The following is a 21158-nucleotide window of genomic DNA, read 5'->3' as shown; positions in this document are numbered from 1 at the left end:
TCCTCATTTAGAGTTTGAACTGACCCAATAAAGTTAGACAAATAATTTAGGCAGCTTCTAAGATCTGTGTTCGGTATTCTACCGGGCTCAGATCTTTTAATTTTGCCTTCATTCGCTTGTGATTATAATAATCCATATATTCTTCTAATTCTAATTCCTTTTCAAAATGCGCCATGCTCTCAAACTCTTGTAAATAAAGCAGTTCAGACTTTAATAGACCAAAGAAATTTTCAATGACTGCGTTATCTAAACAGTTCCCTTTACGAGACATACTCTGTGTAATTTGATGTGCTTGTAATGTCTGTTGATATTTTTTCATTTGATAATGCCAGCCTTGATCGGAATGAAGGATGACTTCGTCTCCTGGCTGGAGGCGCTGAACAGCTTCGTCTAACATATCTCCTACAAGTTGGTAGACCGGTCGATTCATGACTTTATATGCGATAATTTCTCCATTACACAAATCAAGAACAGGTGACAGATAACGTTTTTCTCCAAATAGATGGAATTCAGTCACGTCTGTTACCCATTTTTGATTCATTTTCTCTGCCTTAAAATCACGTTGTAGTACATTAGGAGCGATTTTCCCAACGTTTCCTTTATAAGAGCGATACTTCTTCATACGGACCTCACATTTTAAACCAATTTCATTCATCAAGCGGTTGATGGTCTTCGGATCATGAGTAAAACCGTATTTCTGCAGTTCTTTCGCGATGCGACGGTAACCATAACGACCCTTATGTTCGTGATAAATGATCTTAATGGCTTCTTTTCCCGCTTCATATTTATCGACTTGATCCAATCGTTTTTCCCAGTAGTAATAAGTACTGCGTGGAATGTCAGCGACCTCAACTAAATCCACGACCTCATATTGTCCCTTTAGTTCAAAAATTACTTGCGCTTTGATTTTGTTTGTAATTTTTCCTGCGTCTGAACTAAAGCGTTTAACTTTTTTAAATAAGCATTTTCCATTTCTAAACGCTCGACTTTCGCTTGCAGAGCTTCGACTGAGTCTTCTGCTGGAGTGGATGTTGGTGATATAATTTTCTTCGTTTGTTTTTTCATGGATGGACGCCCCTTTTTCTTTGGTTCAAGCGCGTCCATTCCTTTTGTCTTAAGCAACTGTTCCCACTTATACACGGTACTAGGGGAAGAAATATTAAATGTGCTTGCGGTTTCTCGAAGAGACGCACCAGTTTTGATCATAAAATTGAGTACGTCTAGTTTAAACGCTGATGAGTAACTTGTATAGTCGTCTTTCTGAAAACCATGTTCACCTTGTGCTTCAAATAGTTTTACCCAAGTAATGACTTGAGATTTAGCTGCGCCAATGCTTTCTGCAATAGTTTTATAGCTTTGGTTTCCAGTTAAATAGCGTTCCACCGCTTCTAATTTAACTTCTACTGTATATTTAGACATAAAAACACCCCGTAAATGTTAGTTGATGTCTAACATTTACGGAGCAGTTCAGTTGGATGGGTTGTCGAGAATAAGTATTTCCAATATGTCTTCAGAAACGTATGTTTCATTGCCTTTAACAACTGGCTTTTCTTTAAATTTTCGAAGACTTCGATTGTAGCCATACATCTCTTCTCCACGCTTAATAGAAATTGAACTGTTTCCTAATTTTAAATAAACGATATTACGCTTTGGATGATAATTCACTTTGTATCCTAGCTGCTCCGCTACTTTTCGAAGAGGAATCATTTTCGTCCCATTTTGCATAAAATGATCTTTCTCGATGATTTTTTGAACTTCTTTCATTTCAGGAGACTGATAGTTGATCGCTACTATTTTACTCGGTACAGTTTGCGCTGGAATACTTTTTGTTTCTATCGTATAAAATACGATGAGTTCTTTTCCTCTTAGATCCTTTTGCGTAACTTTTTCTCCACGTTCATTTACTAAAACCGTTTCTTTGTCTATCTTAAGTTTCAATTTTTTATCTGAACTTAAGAATTGCTCATCGAACTTCCCGACTTTTACTGAGCTAAAATTTTTAGTGTCATGCACGATTACTAGCTCTGGAGAAATTTGAGCTGGATATATCATAAGCATCGGCTTATTTTTATCATAATACGCGTCTATTCGTTGCCCTTTTTGGAAAAATTCCTTTTTCACTTCTTTTGTTGTTCCGCTATTAAACAAAAGAGTGTCATTTGAAACTTTAAAATTGGTAATAATAGGTTCTTTGTCTTCACTTTCAACAGTAAGGGTAACTAAGTCATCCGTTTTTACGATATCTTTAATTACTCCGGATGACTTTATAAAGTTCGTTGTATCCTGGTTGACTTTCTCCATGTCTGCATTAACGACCGGGTAATTAAATAGAAAGGTGGTTAATAGGATTACTCCAGCAAATATGCTTAGTTTTTTCATCAAATCTCTCCTTTTACTCCATATTATAGAATTTGACGTAGCTTTTACAAAAACGTTACAAAAAAATTGAAACATTATCCAAATGTAGTACGTATACATGAAAGGATACAAAAAATTAGAGAATGGAGTCTGTATATGACACTATCTATCAATCAAGTAACGAAAAGATATCAAGACTTTGTGGCCGTTGATAATCTCTCTTTCGAAATTGAAAAAGGAGAGATATTTGGTTTAATTGGCCAAAATGGTGCAGGTAAAACAACTACGTTTCGTATGATTTTAGACCTTCAAGAAACAACCGAAGGCTCTATTACTTGGGATGGAAAAAATATTAATGCCATCGATCGAAATGTTCTAGGATATTTGCCTGAAGAACGCGGTATATTCCCTACTATGAAAGTAGATGAGCAACTTTATTTCTTCGGTGAATTAAGAGGGAAACATCGAAAAGACCTACATAAAGAGGTAGATTACTGGATTAAGCGTTTTGATCTAGAAGATAAAAGAAAAGCAAAAGCAGAGACTTTGTCCAAAGGAAATCAACAGAAGGTCCAACTGATTGCAAGCTTTATTCATCAACCAGAATTTCTTATTTTGGATGAACCGTTTAGTGGTTTAGACCCTGTTAATAAGGATTTATTGAAAGGTGCAATTTTGGAATTAAAGGACAAAGGGACAACTATTTTGTTCTCTAGTCATCAGATGGAAAATGTGGAGGAGCTTTGTGATCATCTTTGTCTATTAAAGCGTGGTGTCTCTTTGTTTGCTGGTAGTTTGTTAGATTTGAAAAAACAATATGGAAAGACAAAGCTAATGATTCGGTCAGATATTCCAAAAGAAGTACTGGCTAGTATAAATGGCGTAAAAGATATTCATGTTGGAAAAGAGCAGTATACACTTACTTTAGAAGACGAATCGTATGCTCAATCCATTTTTGACTTTGTTTCAAATGGGAAGTATATAGAGAAGTTCAGTTTAGATTATTTATCCTTAGATGAAATTTTCAAAGATAAGGTTGGTGGAACACATGTCTAAGTTTTGGCTTCTCGTCAAACAGTTATATACACAAAAAATCAAAGCAAAATCATTTATCATCTCAATTATTATATATGTCGGTGTTATTAGTGTGTTCATGTTTTGGTCTGATATTAAGGAAGCATTTTTCCAAGATGAGCCGTTGCAAGTTGCTTTATTGAATGAAACCGAATCGGATATCGAGACTTTATTCCAATCAAGTAATGATATTGAATTTACTTTCCCGACCGAAGAGATAGCAGATGTAGAAAAACAAGTTGTGGACGGCGATTTTGATGCAGCTATTTTTATAAAAGATCAAGATCAATCACTAGCAGCAGAAATCGCAACTTTCGAACCTCTCACATTTAACGACCAGCAAAGCATATCTGCTCAACTACAGTACGCAGGAAAACTTTATGAAGTTCAACAGCTTAACTTAACAGCGGAGCAAGCGGAAAAAATTCTTCAATCGGAAACGGTTATTTCGATGAAAAGTTTAGATGAATCTGCAACAGGAAAAAGTGAAGATGAAAAAGCAGCTGGTATAGGTGCTTCCATGCTTGTTGGATTTTTAATTTATTCCTTTGTAATAGGCTTTTTATCGATGATTACAACAGATGTGGCATCTGAAAAAGGGTCACGTGTATTAGAGGTTTTACTTGCAAGTGTTAAACCTTCCACTCACTTTATGGCGAAGCTAACGGGTACATTTTTATTGGCACTCACACAGATCAGTGCACTCTTACTTGTTCAAGGGCTATTGTTTCTAGTCATTGACGGAGGTTCAAAATGGGATACCGTTGTAGAGATTGTAAATGAATTATCGTATTCATTTATTGGTTATGCCGTATTGTTTTTATTACTGACAATGTTACTCTACTTAATCATTGGAGCATTACTTGGTTCACTTGTATCGAAAGTCGAAGAATCTAGCCAAGCAATGATGCCGGCAATGATGCTTGGAGTTATTGGATTTTATGTACTGTTATCAGGATTGTATAGCCCTGATACATTGATTATTAAGATATTTTCTTATATCCCATTTACTGCGGGAATGGTAATGCCACTTCGAATAGGAGCTACAGATATATCCTCATTCGAGCCAATGCTCTCTATGCTTATTTTAATAGGTACAGTTATTTTGATGTTCTTACTTAGCCTGTCCTTCTACAAACGAAGTGTGCTAACATATAGCTCTGGTGGAATCATTCAAAAAATTAAAACAGTACTTAAAGTTACAACTTGATATTTCCTCGATTATAATCGTAAAAGTTTTTACTTTTACGATTATTTTTTTTGGCTCAATTGAGCAATTGTTGCATAAAATAATTCATGAAAGAAGGGATGCGAATAAATGTGTGGAATCACTGGTTGGATTCATTTTAATAAAGACTTACGAAACGAGCTGCCTATTGTCGAAAAAATGACGGAAACACTAAGTAGACGAGGACCAGATGACAATAATTTATGGTTTGGTCCCCATACGTTACTAGGTCATCGGCGATTAACTGTAGTCGATCCTGTTGGAGGAAAACAACCCATGGTCAAAACGTATGAGCATAACCAATATACACTTACGTACAATGGGGAATTGTATAATACAGAAGACCTTCGAAAGGAACTGTTGAAACGTGGCCATACTTTTTCCGGTCATTCAGATACGGAGGTTTTATTGACTTCTTATATTGAATGGAAAGAAAAATGTGTTGATTATTTTAATGGAATTTTTGCTTTTGCAATATGGGATGAAACAGAACAAAAGGCTTTTATCGCAAGAGATCGACTTGGAGTTAAGCCCCTATTTTACACAGAAAGAAATGGTGGATTACTATTTGCCTCCGAATTAAAAGCACTTCTTGCCCATCCAGATATTCCAACGAAAATCACTCGAGTTGGCATGGCAGAAATAATTGGTTTAGGACCATCACGTACTCCTGGATCAGGTGTATATGAAGGAATTAATGAATTACGTCCCGCACATGCCATGACCTTTTCAAAAAATGGACATCGTATTTGGCGCTATTGGAATGTAGAAAGCAAAGAACATACGGATTCCTTAGATGAAACGATAGAAAATGTGCGTTTCCTCGTAACTGATGCTGTAGAGCGACAACTAGTATCAGATGTACCTCTTTGTACGTTTCTTTCAGGTGGCATAGACTCTAGTATTATTACTGCAATTGCAGCCAATGCATATAAACATGATAATAAGGCCCCTCTCCACACCTACTCAATTGATTATGAAAACAATCAACAACACTTCCAAGGAAATGCATTTCAACCAAGTGACGACCGGCCATGGATCCAGAAAGTCTCCAATAGTCTCGGTTCACTTCACCACTACTCCATAATTAGTCAAAACCAACTCGTTGAATATTTGACAGAGGCTGTACACGTTCGAGATCTTCCAGGAATGGCCGATATTGATTCTTCTTTACTCTGGTTTTGTAAAGAAATTAAACAAGATTTTACAGTTGGCCTATCTGGCGAATGTGCGGACGAAATCTTTGGTGGCTATCCTTGGTTTCATCAAGTAGCCAATTCCGATAGTGTCTTCCCTTGGATACGTTCAAAAAATGAACGGAATTCTTTACTTAATGATAGCTGGCACAAAAAACTAAATATAGATGACTATGTAGAAAATGTATATAATACGACACTCATAGAAACTCCATTATTGGATGGTGAAACAGAAATTGAAGCTAAACGAAGACAATTATTCTATCTGAATATGACTTGGTTTATGACTACGTTACTTGACCGAAAAGATCGAATGAGCATGGGCGCAAGCTTAGAGGTACGTGTTCCTTTTGCGGATCATCGTTTAGTGGAATATGCATGGAATATTCCATGGGATTATAAAATGGTAGGTAATCAAGAAAAAGGTATTCTAAGGAAAGCATTTCAAGGTATTCTTCCTACCGAAGTACTTTACAGAAAGAAGAGCCCTTATCCGAAAACCCATAATCCTGTTTACTCGGAGAAAGTTCAAAGCTTACTAAAGGAACAGTTATTAGATAAAAACTCCATACTGCATGAACTTTTTCATGCACATCGACTAAGTGATTTAATAAATTCAAATGGAGATGCCTTTAAAGTCCCTTGGTTCGGCCAGTTAATGTCTGGTCCGCAGTTATTAGCATATTTGGCTCAATTGCATATTTGGTTTAGGGATTATAACGTAGAACTTGTGGATTAATACCGAGAACATATGAATTAAAAACAAAACGGTTTCCATTAGGACCGTTTTGTTTTCTTGTTGAATTATTTAACGTTTTTTCCTTCTAAGTGCAAGGAAAAACACAACTATTATTAATAGTAGAAAAAGAAATGGTAAAACTTTTACCAGCCAGTAAGAAGGCTTTTCGTGTACAAACTCTGCTTTTACCCATTGTTTTTCTCCTGCTTCAACTGCAATTGCTTTATCTGAAGGTATTCCCTTTATCTCATAATATTTTGTTCCTATTGGATAGTAGTTAGATGCATTACCAACGTGTTTGCCGGTTCTATTATTAGCTTTGGTTTCTACGTATCCTACAGCCTTGCCTATTTCACTTTCACCTACTTCTTCCTCTTTCACTTCGTAAACATTTCCATCCCATACAACAAAAAAATAAGCCCACTCTAAAGCTTGAACAGTTGGAGTAATAGAAAATAAAATTAATATAAAAAACATTGCTACTCTTTTCATTAATATCCACACCCCACATTAATCATTTTTTTTTGGCTCTGTTATCATTTCCTTATGTACTCATTGTTACCAGGAAGTTTTTTAATCTCATTCCAAGCAGCGATCTCATCTTTTCTCTTTTTCCCTTTGTTCTTAGGATCTGCAAAGTAACACGTGAAAATTGATTACATTCAAATGGTGTTAAGTATGATGAGTCCTTCTTTTTTTCCTCTAACCAGTAGAAATTCCTAAAATCATTTTCATTTAAATCTTTAGATACAAACTGGTCGCATCGCTGTCGCCGCCATGTCTATTGATACGTTCTTCATGTAAATCGCTTTCATAACCTATTCAAAGAAAAAGGAGCGACCCATTAAGTTGGGTAGCTCCTTATTTTTATTAGCATGAAATTTTACGAATATAGGCATCTACAAATGGAACAAGATAATCAATGACCGCTTCATTTGGATTTAATTTTGCATGGTGCAATCCAAAAGGAGAATCTACCCCTGCCCAGAATAACATACCAGGAATTTCTTGTAGGAAGTACCCGAAATCCTCTCCAGTCATTGCAGCATCACATAAGATAGCGGTAGTTTTTTTGTCTTGCTCAGCAAACGCTAAAAACTCATTAGTTATAACTACTTCATTTTTAACTTGATAATAAGAAGAACCATAATCGATATGAATATCACAATCAAACGCCATTTCAGTTGCTCGACAAAACGACTCAATTTTTTCTTTTATTGTCGACATTGTTCGGGCATCCATTGTTCTAATAGTTCCTTCTAAACGTGCTTGACCAGAAATTATGTTTTGAACTGTCCCAGAAGTCATTTTTCCTATAGTAACAACCGCTGGATCCATAGGGTTTATTGATCTACTAACAATTGTTTGTAGTTGTAGTAAGAGAGTCGCTGCTGCAATTGACATATCTCTTGCCTGATGTGGAAATGCAGCATGGCCTTCCTTCCCTACTAAATCAATAAATAGTTCGGATGTGTTTGCAAACAGCAGTCCTGGTCGAGTTGCAACAGTTCCTACTGGATACTCAGGTGCAATATGGAAGGCGAATATTTGATCAGGTACAAGTTCCGGCTGCTCCAATTTCAACCATTCTCTCATTGGTAATGCTCCACCAGGACCTTCTTCTGCAGGCTGAAATAGAATAACGACATGATCATTAACAGGATTCTCCACAAGGGACTTTAACAGCCCAAGCGCTACCGTCATATGCACATCGTGTCCACAAGCATGCATCTTATCTGTATGCTCGGATTTGAATGGAAGATCCGTAGCTTCAGAAATAGGCAAACCATCAATATCCGTACGCCAACCTATCGTTTTTGTCGCATTTGTGCCCTCTACTCTAACTACTATTCCTGTTTTCCATGTAACAATTTTCAATCTTTCCTGGGGAAGCGAATGAATCTGCTCCAATAAATAAGCATTTGTTTTCACCTCTTGGAAGCCCAGTTCAGGAATACGGTGCAAATCCCGTCGAATTTCAAGTAAAGACTTCATAGGACACCTTCTTATAATTGACGTAGTTCTTGCATGATTTCCGTTTTAGATCTTGTTTTATCATCAATTTCTTTAATGACTTTAGCAGGTGTTCCAGCAACTACTGTATACGGAGGAACATCCTTCGTCACAACAGCTCCAGCAGCAACTACTGCACCTTTTCCAATTCTGCATCCCTCTAATACAACCGCATTTGCACCAATTAGTACATCATCCTCCACAATAACCGGAGTTGCACTAGGTGGTTCAATTACTCCAGCAAGCACTGCTCCTGCGCCGATGTGACAGTTATTTCCTACCGTTGCACGTCCACCAAGAATTGCTCCCATATCGATCATTGTACCTTCACCAATAACGGCACCTATATTAATAACAGCACCTAACATAATAATAGCGTTATCGCCAATGCTCACTTGGTCACGAATAATCGCACCTGGCTCGATTCGTGCATTAATTCCCTTTAAATCTAAAAGTGGAATGGCAGAATTTCTACTTTCATTTTCTACAACTACATCTTCAATTTGATCTTTGTATTCATTTAAAACTGGCTCAATTTCAGACCATTCTCCAAATAGCACAAGAGAATTACCTTCTCCAAATACTTTTGTTTGTTGCCCAAAAGAAATTTGATTGATGTCCTTCCCTTTTATGTATACCTTTACCTGTGTAGATTTTTTTGCATGTTGAATATAAGAAATAATTTCATACGCGTCTAGTTGCTTCATCCTCTGTTACCTCCTAAAAAATATGTGTCAATTGTACAGGAATTTTTATAAAAAATCACGAATTTAAATACATTTCTCGAAATTTAATTGAAAATAAAGTTTTTTCTCATTTTATTACAAGTAGATTACTGGTGCCTGGCACCAGTAATCTACTTGTAATAGTGGTTTGGATAATTTTTCAAAGTGTCTTGTTATATGCTAGAATAATAGAAAAACGGGCAGTGGTGCTGATGAAGAAGATAATTTTTGAGGCCTCAAATGTAATGAAAGAAATAAATGGACATGTAGTCTTACAAAATGTTTCCTTTAAGCTTCATGAAAATGAATCTGTTGCTATACGTGGTCAAAATGGGTCAGGCAAAAGTACTTTATTAAAACTTTTAGCCGGAATTTATGAGCCCTCTAGCGGAAAAATCTTAAGAAATGGAAACAGAATTGGGTATGTACCGGAGCATTTCCCTGAAAACCTACGATTTAAGCTAAAGGAATATTTACTATTAACAGCATCCTTTCATGGCATATCATCGACTCAAGCGGAAAAAGAGTTGTTAGAGTATATCCATCTGTTTGAAATAGAGTCTTTTATGGACGTTCCTCTTAAGCGATGTTCAAAAGGTACGAAACAAAAAGTAGGTATCCTTCAAGCAATTCTAACTAAACCAGACATCCTTCTTTTGGATGAACCATTAACTGGATTGGATGCTACCTCTCAACAAAGTCTAATTGCAATTCTTGAAAAACTAAAAAAACAAATGACGATTATTTTTACCACTCACGAGGACCTGTTAGTAGACACTTTAGCCAATCAAGTTTTATATGTTAAAGATGGTAGTATCTTAGTTCAAAAAGAAACTACTAGTATACAAAGAAAGGTAAAAGTAAAATTCCCTAATAAGGCAATTTTTAATGAACTTGATATTATCGAAATTTACTTTGAAGAAGATACGGCATTAATAACGGTGGAGCTAGAAAAAAGTGATTTACTATTATTGGATTTGTTAAATAAAAATTGTTCAGTACTTGAGGTCAAGGAAAGGAAGTAACTGTGCCAGGATTTATTAGATACCAATTGATAAGTTATATACGCTCATTCAAAATTATCCCTCCAGCAGCATCCTTTTTAATATGGGTTTTTGTTTTATATAGTTACAGCGGCGTGGAAATATTAAGTAGTTACGCAGTAACAAGCATCGCCATCTATATAGTCATGACCTGGGTATCGATGAGTATTTTTTCTATTGAAGAGGAAGCTGAGAAAAATATATTATTTGTCCACCTTAGCAAAAAGAACTATCTATGGGGGAAATGGATAATCTGTATCTTGATCTCCATTATTTTTATGTTGTTTGCAATTATCTATCCTATACTAATGAACAGTTTCAAAGAAGCAATGACACTAATTCATTTTGGCCTCTCTACTTTTATACATCTATTATTGGCCATATTTGGTATTTTTGTTGGATCCCTTTCTTCTATTTCATCATTTGTACCAAAGAAATATACATGGCTTTTTGCAGTTTTCATCATTGTTTTAACACTTTCATATGAAGGAATAATAGAGAAACTGCCTTTATTAAAATGGTTATTTATCTTATTTCCTCCAGTTGTAAATGTTATTAATTTTTTTGAGCCTGACAGTTTAGATCAGTTTGGAAAAGAATTTTGGACGGTTTCAGCTTTTGCGATTATGTATGCCATTATTGTTTTTATCGTTTTAACTAAATTATTTTTAAAAGAGGAAAGTTGAGTTTAAAACGAAAGTATGAATATGATATAATGAAGACATCAAATTTTGAAGGGACGATGGGTGGCCGATGAAGTTTTAATCTTATTTCTCAGTAGAAGTTTTTTCTGCGATATATTTGCGCAGTAACAAAATAAAACTTTACGAAACCGGAAATAGGATTAGTCTGCCCATTTTTCAAAATTACTGCAAATAATTCTCTACAATACGCTAACGCTTTGTAGTGGTTTTTGCATATTCATTTAATGGTCAGTATGTAATCCTTCCGTTTAATATCGGAGGGATTTTTTTATTCCTCCAAAAGGAGAGGATTTTATGACACTACATGGCAAGTTAGACGATATAGGTATTATTTTTGGCGATAAGATAGTTTTACAAAATGTGAAGGCGGATATTATTTCCGGGTCTGTGATTGGTATTGTAGGTGGAAATGGAGAAGGTAAGTCTTCTCTACTCTCTTTACTTTCAAAAGAGTCTGCCCCAACAAAAGGACAAATCGAGTGGTTTGGAGCCCCACCAACTATCAGTTACTTTAAACAGGAAGATGAACAATTTAACAAAACGGATTACGCTGATGATGAATGGATATACTTCAGTAAATGGTCTGTTCCTAAAGGTCGTAGTTACACCCATTTGAGTGGTGGAGAAAAAATGAAGAGAAGATTAGCACGCGTATTTGCTGAGAAGTCTCAAGTCCTATTACTAGATGAACCTACTAATCATTTAGATCAAGATAGCTTGTCTTTCCTAAAAAAGCAGATAAACGCTTACCAAGGAACAATTATTTTAGTATCGCACGACCGATACTTTTTGGATGAGGTAGCTGATTGTATTTGGGAAGTTGAAAATAAAAAATTGACGGTCTATACAGGGAACTACTCTTCTTATCGACAAAAGAAGGAAGAAAACAGATTAACCCAACAAAGACTTTATGATGCCCAGCAATCTAAAATACAGCAAGTAGAGAAACAAATATCCGAGCTAAAAAACTGGTCTTCCAAAGCACATGAAGAATCAACAAAACATGAATTTAATAAAGAATATTACCGTGTCAAAGCTAAGAAAATGGATGTTCAAATTCGTTCTAAAAAGAAACGGTTAGAACTAGAACTTTCTAAAAACACTATAGATAAACCAGAAGAAGGAAAAGAAGTGCTCTTCTCTATTGAAGGGAACAAGAAAAAAGGGAAACGTGTTGTAGAAGCCAAAAATATAACAAAGAGTTTCGAGGACAATCTTTTATTTCAGAATGCCTCTTTTACTATACAATCTCAAGAGCGGATTGGTATTCTTGGTCCTAACGGAAGTGGAAAATCGACATTTTTCCGCATGTTACTGGGGGAAGAATCGAGCGAAGGAGAACTATGGAAATCAGAAGCGATGAATATAGGCTATTTACGTCAAACCGTATTTGATCTACCAGAAGAAAAAACACCCTTCGAATTTTTTGGTCCTACAGATTATGAGATTAGAGGTAAAATACAAACACTTATGATGAACCTCGGATTTTCAAAGGATCACTGGTCTCGCCCTATTTCAACAATGAGTATGGGTGAGCGAGTAAAATTAAAACTCATGGAATTCATACTAGACCAAAAGGATGTCTTACTATTAGATGAGCCAACCAACCATTTAGATCTCCCATCTAGAGAGCAATTAGAAAAAACGCTTTCCACCTATCCTGGTACCATTTTATTAGTTACACACGATCGTTACTTTTTAGATAAACTATCAAACAAACTGCTCATTTTTGAAAATAAAACAATAAAAAAAATAGACATGAGCTACAATGAATGGATAAATAAAAACAATGAATCCAATCTTGAAAAAGAATTATTAAAACTTGAAACAGAACGGCAGGCAGTGTTGGGAGCACTTAGTTATATACAAAAAAGCGATCCAAAATACAACGAGTTAGACCAAAAGTTTTTAGAACTAACAAAGCAAATTAACGAATTAAAAGGAAAATAAATTTCAGAGGCTATCCCTTAAAAGGGTTGCCTCTTTTTTTGTTGAAGCCACTCAAGATTTGTCATTTTCCCGGGAAATATGTAAGTATTAAATTATTTACAATTTCATCAAATCATCTTATAATAAAAATAAATCCAATAAGAAAAGTAGGTTTTAAAATGAAAACAATCCCAAAACCTCTTGTCATGGCAAATCAATGGACAATTGTTGTGTCTGTTTTTATAGCTCTTATTACACAATCTGCGTGGATTTTATTTATTCCACTAATCGCAAATCTTTCTAGCTTATTAACTGGTTTTCATCCAATATTGGTAATAGTAAAACGTTTTTTATCGAAGCCTGCAAATCAATATATTCAAGAGGATTATGCTCAGTTAAGATTTAACCAATGGTTGGCAGTCGGCTTCTTATTCGTTGCAAGTATAAGTTTTCTATTAAATTGGGTAGTATTATTTAATATTGCTACAGTAATGGTTGGTCTCGCTGCTTTAATAGCAATCCTCGGATTTTGTATTGGGTGTTTCGTTCGTTTCCAATACCAACAATGGCAATATCGCAGAAAAAATTCAGCAGCTCACTAAAACCACAGCCTTTCCAGAAACGGGGGAGGCTGTTTTCTATTTACCAACCTTCATTGCTGTTTCACTTATAATGTATCCAAGCCTTAAACGACTAAACCATTTATCTGAATCACTAATCGTTCTATTTAAACCATTAATCTCTTCCTCAAATTCCAAACCTTCAACTGCTCGGTAATCGACTTGTCGTTTGACGATCCTATGTACAATCATCGCCCATTCCGCATCTGTCATCTTTTCTTTCGAATACCTAGTAATATATTCAGCACTTTCTCTCGTAAATCCACAAGATCCCGCGGTTATATCTACTTCTTTTCCAAGTTCCAGTGAAACTATATGATTGGTGATTTTTTCTGTTTCTATCCATTCAATAGGATGTGTCTTCATTGCTCGTTCTGTCCTGCCAAGTATTAAATAATCATGATTTGGTATGTCTCCTACCAGTACTTTTAATTCGTTTAAATGATTTTTACCCCACGTTAAAACTCTATCGAAGTCACAGTAATGAAAGTGTCGCCCCTTCCCTGTTAGTGCATACTTCAATGCTTCCCTTCTGGCATTTGCCGCTCCTGTCTTGGGGATAATTTTAAAGTTAAAACGGCTATTTTCAATCGCTTTTATTAATTCCGATGAAGATTCTTCACTAATGGTAATAAAAAGTTCTTCATATATTTCTTCCAAGCTTAGTTGCAATTTTTTTAAGATTTCTATATTCTTTCCTTCCGGGTCATGCGTTACAGTGACTAATGATGTTTGCAGCAAAATATTCAGCCTCCTTTCTCTATTCCAATCTACCGAGCATATTGTAAGAATCTACATCCCATGTTTCATAAGGAATGAAATGAACAGATCTCATAGCATCTAATGTTCTAGATCTCATATGCGGTCGTGTAATATAGTTGGCAATATTATCTTCCGTTAGCCTAATAAACTGTGCTTCTTTTATTTCTTCCGGTTGGATTTTCATTTCCCCACTAATATAAGCTGCTTTAAAAACGACGGACAGTATATGCTTTGTTACATTGTAATAGACACCAGTTACACCTAATGGACGCACTATAATACCAGTCTCTTCAAAGATTTCTCTACTCAGTGCAACATCTAATGGTTCTCCCACTTCTACCTGACCTCCAGGAGCTTCCCATGTATCTGAACGCCAATGTGTTTTAACTAATAATGCTTCTCCATTTTCATTTGTAACATATGCAGACACCGCAATAATATGCTTTGGATATTCGTTAGCCAATTTTTATTTTCTCCTTTTACTAATCTAAATGCCAAGAATAGTAATCATAACAAGTCATTTTTATCCCTGCGTACTCACCATCCCTGGTTACTTTTATATAGCTTCCATTATTTTTAACGGCAAAAGCTTCATCGGTGCTTACCCCAACAATTGAATAATATTTAGTACCTTTTGGATAGGTATTTGAAAAGTTCCCAGAATAAGTTCCCTCCATATCTGAATACTTCGTCACATGTCCAATTACTTTATATACCTCATCCACGACTTCATCCGTTAAAACATACACATAACCATCCCATACGACAAAAGAGGTGGTCCAATCTGCTTGTGATTTACTTGGGAAAAAAATCGACATAACTAGCGTAAGAATGATTGCTGAAGAGAATAAATACTTCTTGCTCATCCTATGCCCCCCTTAACAGTATTGGACGTATTATATTATTTTCCGTTTCGTCCATTTTTGCACTGAGAAGTAAATTCCAACTAAAACTCTCATAATTCCAACTAAGTGCTTCATTTTTACAACTAAACTTACTTAGTTTCCAACTAAAGCAGCATTTTTTCCAACTAAACACCTTCAGAAGCAAAAATAAATAAAAAAAAGCTGCCTCCACGTAGTTAAACTACGTATGAGACAACCTTTTAAACTATATTATTCTCCTAAGTCTACGTTATGGTAAACTTGCTGCACGTCTTCTAGATCTTCCAAAGCATCAATCATTTTTTCAAATTGAGCTTGTGCATCAGCATCTAAGGAGATGTCGTTTTGAGCAAGCATTGTTAACTCCGCTACCGTAAATTCCGATACGCCAGCTTCTCTTAATGCTTCTTGTACAGCATGGAATTGATCTGGTTCTGCATAAACAATGACAGAATCCTCTTCTTCGATAATGTCGCGGGCATCTACGTCCGCTTCCATTAATAATTCTAGTACTTCATCAGCTGTTTTTCCTTCTAAACCGATAACTGCAGTTGCATCAAACATATAAGCAACCGAACCACTCACACCCATATTACCGCCATTTTTCCCAAATGCAGCACGTACATCAGATGCAGTACGATTCACGTTATTTGTTAGAGCGTCAACGATAACCATTGAACCACTTGGACCAAAGCCTTCATAACGAAGCTCGTCATAGCTCTCTTCAGATCCACCTTTTGCTTTTTCAATTGCTTTATCAATAATATGCTTAGGCACACTGTATGTTTTTGCACGTTCTAAAACTACTTTTAATGCTTGGTTAGAAGTAGGATCTGGTTCACCTTGTCTTGCAGCTACATATATTTCACGACCAAATTTAGCATAAATACGACTAGTATTAGCATCTTTGGAAGCTTTCTTTTCTTTAATATTGTTCCACTTACGACCCATAAAGTCCCACTCTCTTTCGCTTCATTAAATTTATACTGTAACATTATACATGAAATTCGCACTAAGTAGCAAAATAAATACATTAACTTCCATTAATATTAATTGTTCGGATACAAATTTTGTAAAAACTTAATAGATTGAGTAATCATCTCTTTTAAAACATCTACCTCAATATCGTCTACTTTATTAATGTACACACAGGATTTACCGGTAGTATACTTTCCAAATCTCTTTAATATTTCCTCACGTTCTGTGTCACCCGTAGCAAAATACAAACTGATTTTCGCCTTTCTTGGAGAGAAACCGACAAGTGGCGCATCTCCTTCGTGACCAGATGCATACTTATAATGATAGGACCCGAAGCCAATAATGCTTGGACCCCACATTTTAGCCTCATAGCCGGACGTTTCCTCAAAAATCTCTAATAGTTTATATGCGTCCTCTCTTTTCTTCGGACTATCTACCTTTTCAATAAATTCCACTACATCTTGATCTGTTTCTTTTGTCTTTTGCTCATACTTAGACATTTATATATCTCCTTTATTAACTATTTTAAATCACTACTATTAACTTTCTAACAAAATAACATAATTCCCTTTATTTTAATTACTAATAGATGCATCTTTTTAAAGAATCCCAAGAATATCATATAAAAAGAAAAAAGAGCCTATTCACCTATTGGAATAAAGACTCTTTCTCTCTTATTCAGTTAACTTAACTAAGAACCCTCCATTAAATCTAGAGGGTTCATATGAAATGATAAATGCCTTTGGAGATAAAGACATAATATAATTTTTTAACTTCAGTTCATTTTTACGTTTTGCTAAGACTTTCATACAAAGCCGTTTGCCATCTTTACCATCCGCAACCCAGGAAGTTACTCCATATCCTTTTGCACGAATTTGAGCAGGCAATTCAATTTCTAACGAATCTACAATTACTTCGAACACAATATAACCTAGTGCTAATCGATTTTCAATAATACTACCTAAATAAACCCCGAGTCCCCATCCAATACAATACGCTAATATATTTAAAGGTTTATCTAAATTATCTAATACCATCGTCAAACCCATTAAATAAACAAACACTTCTGCCATGGATAAAAATGACGCTACACCTCTGTAGCCTTTAATTACTAAAATTAATCGTAAGGTTGTTAGTGTCATGTAGGTTACATTAATAATAACAATTAGCAATATTATTGAATCCACATCTATTCCAGCTTTCTTTATAAGTAATCTCTATACAAAATCTCGCTCAACCTCAAAGGTTTTCAATTTATCATACACCATTTTTTCTCCTTCAAAAGCTTTCAGATGATTCGTAATATAAAACTTTGTTTCATCCGATTTCATGGTACTCGTTGACTCTAGTCGGGTTTGCCATTTTTCTCTTCCTACCGTTAATACCCAGTCACATTGAACATACGCTGATAGAGGATCTCCCTCGACTATTTTATAAACATTACGATTTTCGCTTCCATATTCCATCCCGTTATACGGAATGCGTCTGCATCCTTCATCGGAAAAATCATCTAGGATCCATTCATTTGTAATCGTATTATGTCTAATTTCTCTCGTTCTTCCAGCTTCTCTTAAGATCTCTCGTTCCATCACTTCCGCCGTTTCGGGATGCTCAAAAGGTCTAATTTCTTGTTCCTGTGCTGGCTTTGTATAAACTGGTAACAATAGTTTTGAATCTTCATCTTTTATTACTTGAATGATTGCTTCCTCCGCTGAAGGCCAAGCATGTGGCCAATTAGTTGGAGAAATAGATACTTGAATCTTGTGTCCCTTTGGAATCTTATATCCAATTGCATCGAGCTCAATTGACACTATAAACGCTTCATTTAACGGCACGTCTTCCGGAAATTCGTTACTATTTCGATGTGTTAAATTTAATTGTCCCCATGTAATTAGTTTTGATGTTCCTTCAGGCGACAAGTCACTTAAGCGTACAGCGATATTTGCTTGTTTTTTATCGCATGTTAGTTTTAACTGAACTTTTGGAAAGCCTAAAATAGCTACTTCTTCTGTTATTTCCTCACTTGTAAAAGTATTAGACAAACCATTCTCAATTCCTTGATCGGACGCCATATCCCCTTCTTGACCAAATGGACAAAATACCCCTGCATAAAGACCATGCTGTTGATGTGTTTTCAAACGCTCTAATCCACTTTTCGGTTCAAAGGCTAAATCTTGATTACCAAAATATAAGATTTTATCTTTCACATTGTCCGTTCTCCAACCTTCTTCTACTATCCACTCACCAGGTCTAGTATAATAGTCAGTTTTGGGAGGAACCGCATCTTGCAAATATACTCGGAAAGCAGGTTCGTCCATAATTCCTGTTTCTTCCTCTTTTAGCCACTGATCCCACCATCGTAAACATTCTTGTAAAAAACCAATTTGAGGTCCTGGGACCGCTACTTCAGGATATTCATGTGCCCATGGTCCAATCAAACCTTTCTTAGGACCTTTTAAGTTCTCCATTAAGCGAAAAACAGCATTTGTATAGCCATCTGCCCAGCCTCCTACAGCATAGACTGGTATTTCAATATCCTCATAGTTTTCACACACTGAGCCATGCTTCCAAAATGCATCCCTACGTTGATGACGCATCCATTCCTCCACAAATGGTGGAGTTTTTTCTAATCGTTCTAGCCAATTTTCTCTCCAGCCTTCCCCTACATGTTTCGGATCAGCAGGTCGTGCGTTATACACGAGCATAGTAGAGGCCCACCATAGCATATCTGAAGCGAGTAAAGCTCCTCCCTTATAATGAACATCATCTGCATAACGATCATCTGTTGAACACAATGTAATAATTGTCTTCAAGGCCGGGTGTTGTCTAGCAGCTACTTGTAAGCCGTTGAAACCACCCCATGACTTTCCAATCATTCCTACTGAACCAGTTGACCATTCCTGCTCTTCAATCCAATTCAGAATTTCTAAAGCATCATCCTGCTCTTGTTTTAAGTATTCATCATATAATATCCCTTCAGAATCCCCTGATCCTCTCATGTCAACTCGCACACATGCATAGCCATGTCCTGCAAAATAAGGATGACGAATGGAGTCACGTAAAGCAGTAAATTCATTCTTCCTATAAGGTATATATTCTAAAATGACTGGTACTGGGTTAGTCAATGCAGCTTTAGGAATCCAAAGCTTAGCAGATAGCCGAGTCCCATCTGACATCGGAATCCATATATTATCTGTCACTTCTACTTCAAACGGAAATTCTCTTTTAATCGTTCTTGTGCTTTCACGAACATTGAAAACCATTTACTCTTCCTCCTTTAAAGGTTTAATCACTCCATTTGGGTAATCCTTTTTTAGCCAACGAATCAAAGAAGTTGCGAGTAGCAAATAGATGATTATTACTGGTACAGATACAATAACGGAAGAAGTTTGAATAACATTTAATCCACCAATCAGTAGAAGAGCTACAGCAATCGCCGCTAAAATTGCCCCCCAAAGCATACGGTGCCAACGTGCCGGTTCTTGTGTTCCTTCCAACTTTTTCGTCGCTATAGCAGATAATATATATGTTGCCGAATCGAGGGAAGTTGCCAAAAAGATAAAACCAAGAACAATAAAGAAAGGTAATACTATCTCACTTAGAGGCAATGTTTTTAAGATTGCGACAACTGCAGCTGGACCTCCTTCGTTATTCAATACATCCACGACATTCAATTTATCTGTCAATTGAAGGTTAATTGTGTAGCCACCAAATACTCCGAAATATATCCAGCTACCAAGTGATCCCCAAAGTAAAATATGTGTAATAAGCTCTCTAATCGTACGTCCTCTTGAGATTCGAGCTACGAAAAGTCCCATAAATGGAGCCGTAGCTGCAAACCATGCCCAGTAGAAAACTGTCCAAGCTTGTGGGAATCCACTTTTGTTAATAGGATCTGTATAAAAACTCATCATTGCAAAGTTTTGAAGCATAATTCCAAAGCTATTTGTAAAGTTGGAAAGGATAAATAGGGTTGGTCCTGCAATTAACACAAATATCGCAAGACCAAGTGCCATGTATACATTCCAATCACTAAGTTTACGAATTCCTTTATATAACCCCATATACGCGCTCGCACAGTAAATCACTGTCCAAATCACAATAATAACAATACTTAATGTCATGGACTGTTGTACTCCGAAAACTTCACCGATTACTGTAGAAACCATTGGTACTCCCAGACCAAGTGAAGTTCCAAGACCTCCAACAAGACTCCAAATAACTAAAATGTCAATTGCTTGACCAAGAAAGCCGTCTGCATGTTTTCCTAATATTCCTCTACACGCAGTACTGATTTTTAAAGAATGATTCTTTTTCACGAAGAACGAATAAGCGATCGTTACAGTGGGCATTGCATATAGACACCATGCTGATATCCCCCAATGAAACATTCCATATGCAACAGACCAGTTTGCCGCTTCGTTGCTTAGTGGCTCTATACCAAATGGTGGTCCCATATAATAGTAGATAGGCTCCATCATTGACCAAAACATGATACTTGTACCCATACCTGCACAGAAAAGCATTGCTCCCCAACTAAAAGTCGAGAATTCAGGTGCTTCTTCCCCTAGTTTTACATTTCCATATTTACTAAAAACAAGCCACATTAGCATAATGAATAAACCAAAAGTTAAAAATTGAAATGCCCAATCCAGTTGATGGGTAATTCCTTTTAAAATACTATTCATTAATGGTTCCGCTGAATCTTTAAAAACAACTAACGAGACTATTGCTATTGCGATTACAATTAATGAAGACCAAAAAACTAATGAATCAATTTTGACTTTTTCCATTTCCTTTTCCATTTTATTTCCCCTTTTGCCCTTTGTATTAATCACGATTAAAAAATAATCATGATTATTTTTTATTACTTTGCCATTGTATCATGGTATAATAAGGGCATCA

The 21158-nt window shown here is 36.0% G+C and carries 20 protein-coding genes; 7 read left to right on the top strand and 13 right to left on the bottom strand.

Going from position 1 to position 21158, the window contains the following annotated elements; all coding sequences use genetic code 11:
* Positions 1-46: 46 nt before the first annotated feature.
* Positions 47-1419 (bottom strand): IS3 family transposase gene (locus tag AM499_RS21475; RefSeq protein WP_442853775.1). Its coding sequence is split into 2 segments (ribosomal slippage): positions 47-942 and positions 942-1419, totalling 1374 coding nucleotides; the frame shifts between segments, so codons are not numbered across the junction.
* A gap of 48 nt (positions 1420-1467) precedes the next feature.
* A complete protein-coding gene (locus AM499_RS18210) occupies positions 1468-2379 on the bottom strand; it encodes a stalk domain-containing protein (protein WP_053591532.1) in 912 nt (303 codons plus the stop codon).
* Between the two features lie 135 nt (positions 2380-2514).
* Here AM499_RS18210 and AM499_RS18205 point away from each other — a divergent pair, with 135 nt between their 5' ends.
* The 3 genes from AM499_RS18205 (at position 2515) to asnB (ending at position 6595) form a co-directional block, all read left to right on the top strand.
* Entirely contained in the window at positions 2515-3414 is a 900-nt protein-coding gene (locus tag AM499_RS18205; protein WP_053591531.1) for an ABC transporter ATP-binding protein, read from the top strand.
* Positions 3407-4642 carry an ABC transporter permease gene (locus tag AM499_RS18200; RefSeq protein WP_053591530.1) on the top strand — a complete coding sequence of 412 codons (1236 nt, stop codon included), beginning with the start codon at positions 3407-3409 and terminating at the stop codon, positions 4640-4642. The genes AM499_RS18205 and AM499_RS18200 overlap by 8 nt, the downstream gene beginning before the upstream one ends.
* A 108-nt stretch (positions 4643-4750) precedes the next feature.
* Positions 4751-6595 carry an asparagine synthase (glutamine-hydrolyzing) gene (gene asnB, locus AM499_RS18195; protein WP_053591529.1) on the top strand — a complete coding sequence of 615 codons (1845 nt, stop codon included), beginning with the start codon at positions 4751-4753 and terminating at the stop codon, positions 6593-6595.
* 69 nt (positions 6596-6664) lie between these two features.
* Here asnB and AM499_RS18190 read toward each other — a convergent pair whose 3' ends face one another.
* From AM499_RS18190 to dapD, 3 genes are all read right to left on the bottom strand, one after another.
* The gene (locus AM499_RS18190; protein ID WP_053591528.1) at positions 6665-7087 is read right to left on the bottom strand and encodes a hypothetical protein; all 423 of its coding nucleotides are present in this window, start codon (positions 7085-7087) and stop codon (positions 6665-6667) included.
* A 378-nt stretch (positions 7088-7465) separates the two neighbouring features.
* On the bottom strand, positions 7466-8590 hold the full coding sequence (locus tag AM499_RS18185) for an N-acetyldiaminopimelate deacetylase (protein WP_053591527.1): 1125 nt from the start codon (positions 8588-8590) through the stop codon (positions 7466-7468).
* Between the two features lie 11 nt (positions 8591-8601).
* The gene (gene dapD / locus AM499_RS18180) at positions 8602-9315 is read right to left on the bottom strand and encodes a 2,3,4,5-tetrahydropyridine-2,6-dicarboxylate N-acetyltransferase (RefSeq protein WP_053591526.1); all 714 of its coding nucleotides are present in this window, start codon (positions 9313-9315) and stop codon (positions 8602-8604) included.
* 230 nt (positions 9316-9545) lie between these two features.
* On the opposite strand from dapD, the gene AM499_RS18175 reads away from it, so the two are divergent.
* The 4 genes from AM499_RS18175 (at position 9546) to AM499_RS18160 (ending at position 13611) form a co-directional block, all read left to right on the top strand.
* Positions 9546-10358, top strand: a complete 813-nt coding sequence (locus AM499_RS18175; protein WP_082355307.1) for an ABC transporter ATP-binding protein — start codon at positions 9546-9548, stop codon at positions 10356-10358.
* A gap of 2 nt (positions 10359-10360) precedes the next feature.
* A complete protein-coding gene (locus tag AM499_RS18170) occupies positions 10361-11062 on the top strand; it encodes a hypothetical protein (protein WP_053591524.1) in 702 nt (233 codons plus the stop codon).
* 312 nt (positions 11063-11374) lie between these two features.
* Positions 11375-13030: a ribosomal protection-like ABC-F family protein gene (abc-f, locus tag AM499_RS18165; RefSeq protein ID WP_053591523.1), complete on the top strand. Its 1656-nt coding sequence runs from the start codon at positions 11375-11377 to the stop codon at positions 13028-13030.
* Positions 13031-13188: 158 nt separating this feature from the next.
* Entirely contained in the window at positions 13189-13611 is a 423-nt protein-coding gene (locus tag AM499_RS18160) for a DUF4395 domain-containing protein (RefSeq protein WP_053591522.1), read from the top strand.
* A 36-nt stretch (positions 13612-13647) separates the two neighbouring features.
* Here the strand turns inward: AM499_RS18160 and AM499_RS18155 are convergent, their stop codons facing one another.
* The 8 genes from AM499_RS18155 to AM499_RS18115 form a co-directional block, all read right to left on the bottom strand.
* A complete protein-coding gene (locus tag AM499_RS18155; RefSeq protein WP_053591521.1) occupies positions 13648-14370 on the bottom strand; it encodes a hypothetical protein in 723 nt (240 codons plus the stop codon).
* Positions 14371-14389: 19 nt separating this feature from the next.
* Positions 14390-14854, bottom strand: coding sequence for an NUDIX hydrolase (locus tag AM499_RS18150; protein WP_053591520.1), 465 nt, complete (start codon positions 14852-14854; stop codon positions 14390-14392).
* A gap of 19 nt (positions 14855-14873) precedes the next feature.
* On the bottom strand, positions 14874-15257 hold the full coding sequence (locus AM499_RS18145) for a hypothetical protein (protein ID WP_082355306.1): 384 nt from the start codon (positions 15255-15257) through the stop codon (positions 14874-14876).
* A 249-nt stretch (positions 15258-15506) separates the two neighbouring features.
* Positions 15507-16226 carry a YebC/PmpR family DNA-binding transcriptional regulator gene (locus tag AM499_RS18135; RefSeq protein ID WP_053591518.1) on the bottom strand — a complete coding sequence of 240 codons (720 nt, stop codon included), beginning with the start codon at positions 16224-16226 and terminating at the stop codon, positions 15507-15509.
* A gap of 98 nt (positions 16227-16324) precedes the next feature.
* Positions 16325-16753 (bottom strand): DUF1801 domain-containing protein, encoded by a 429-nt coding sequence (locus AM499_RS18130; RefSeq protein ID WP_053591517.1) that lies wholly within the window; start codon positions 16751-16753, stop codon positions 16325-16327.
* A 174-nt stretch (positions 16754-16927) separates the two neighbouring features.
* Complete coding sequence (locus AM499_RS18125; RefSeq protein ID WP_156316829.1) at positions 16928-17446, bottom strand: DUF2179 domain-containing protein; 519 nt, start codon at positions 17444-17446, stop codon at positions 16928-16930.
* A gap of 24 nt (positions 17447-17470) precedes the next feature.
* The gene (locus tag AM499_RS18120; RefSeq protein WP_053591516.1) at positions 17471-19516 is read right to left on the bottom strand and encodes a CocE/NonD family hydrolase; all 2046 of its coding nucleotides are present in this window, start codon (positions 19514-19516) and stop codon (positions 17471-17473) included.
* Positions 19517-21058 carry a BCCT family transporter gene (locus AM499_RS18115; protein WP_053591515.1) on the bottom strand — a complete coding sequence of 514 codons (1542 nt, stop codon included), beginning with the start codon at positions 21056-21058 and terminating at the stop codon, positions 19517-19519. It lies immediately after the preceding gene.
* Positions 21059-21158: the final 100 nt, after the last annotated feature.

The organism is Bacillus sp. FJAT-22090 (assembly GCF_001278755.1).
Taxonomy (GTDB): domain Bacteria; phylum Bacillota; class Bacilli; order Bacillales_A; family Planococcaceae; genus Psychrobacillus.
This window is presented reverse-complemented; position numbering and strand designations above follow the sequence as displayed.

Bases quoted from the DNA above. Each gene is read 5' to 3' on its own strand.
- AM499_RS18210 (WP_053591532.1), bottom strand. From the start codon at position 2,379: ATGAAAAAACTAAGCATATTTGCTGGAGTAATCCTATTAACCACCTTT.
- AM499_RS18205 (WP_053591531.1), top strand. From the start codon at position 2,515: ATGACACTATCTATCAATCAAGTAACGAAAAGATATCAAGACTTTGTG.
- AM499_RS18200 (WP_053591530.1), top strand. From the start codon at position 3,407: ATGTCTAAGTTTTGGCTTCTCGTCAAACAGTTATATACACAAAAAATC.
- asnB (WP_053591529.1), top strand. From the start codon at position 4,751: ATGTGTGGAATCACTGGTTGGATTCATTTTAATAAAGACTTACGAAAC.
- AM499_RS18190 (WP_053591528.1), bottom strand. From the start codon at position 7,087: ATGAAAAGAGTAGCAATGTTTTTTATATTAATTTTATTTTCTATTACT.
- AM499_RS18185 (WP_053591527.1), bottom strand. From the start codon at position 8,590: ATGAAGTCTTTACTTGAAATTCGACGGGATTTGCACCGTATTCCTGAA.
- dapD (WP_053591526.1), bottom strand. From the start codon at position 9,315: ATGAAGCAACTAGACGCGTATGAAATTATTTCTTATATTCAACATGCA.
- AM499_RS18175 (WP_082355307.1), top strand. From the start codon at position 9,546: ATGAAGAAGATAATTTTTGAGGCCTCAAATGTAATGAAAGAAATAAAT.
- abc-f (WP_053591523.1), top strand. From the start codon at position 11,375: ATGACACTACATGGCAAGTTAGACGATATAGGTATTATTTTTGGCGAT.
- AM499_RS18160 (WP_053591522.1), top strand. From the start codon at position 13,189: ATGAAAACAATCCCAAAACCTCTTGTCATGGCAAATCAATGGACAATT.
- AM499_RS18145 (WP_082355306.1), bottom strand. From the start codon at position 15,257: ATGAGCAAGAAGTATTTATTCTCTTCAGCAATCATTCTTACGCTAGTT.
- AM499_RS18135 (WP_053591518.1), bottom strand. From the start codon at position 16,226: ATGGGTCGTAAGTGGAACAATATTAAAGAAAAGAAAGCTTCCAAAGAT.
- AM499_RS18130 (WP_053591517.1), bottom strand. From the start codon at position 16,753: ATGTCTAAGTATGAGCAAAAGACAAAAGAAACAGATCAAGATGTAGTG.
- AM499_RS18120 (WP_053591516.1), bottom strand. From the start codon at position 19,516: ATGGTTTTCAATGTTCGTGAAAGCACAAGAACGATTAAAAGAGAATTT.
- AM499_RS18115 (WP_053591515.1), bottom strand. From the start codon at position 21,058: ATGGAAAAGGAAATGGAAAAAGTCAAAATTGATTCATTAGTTTTTTGG.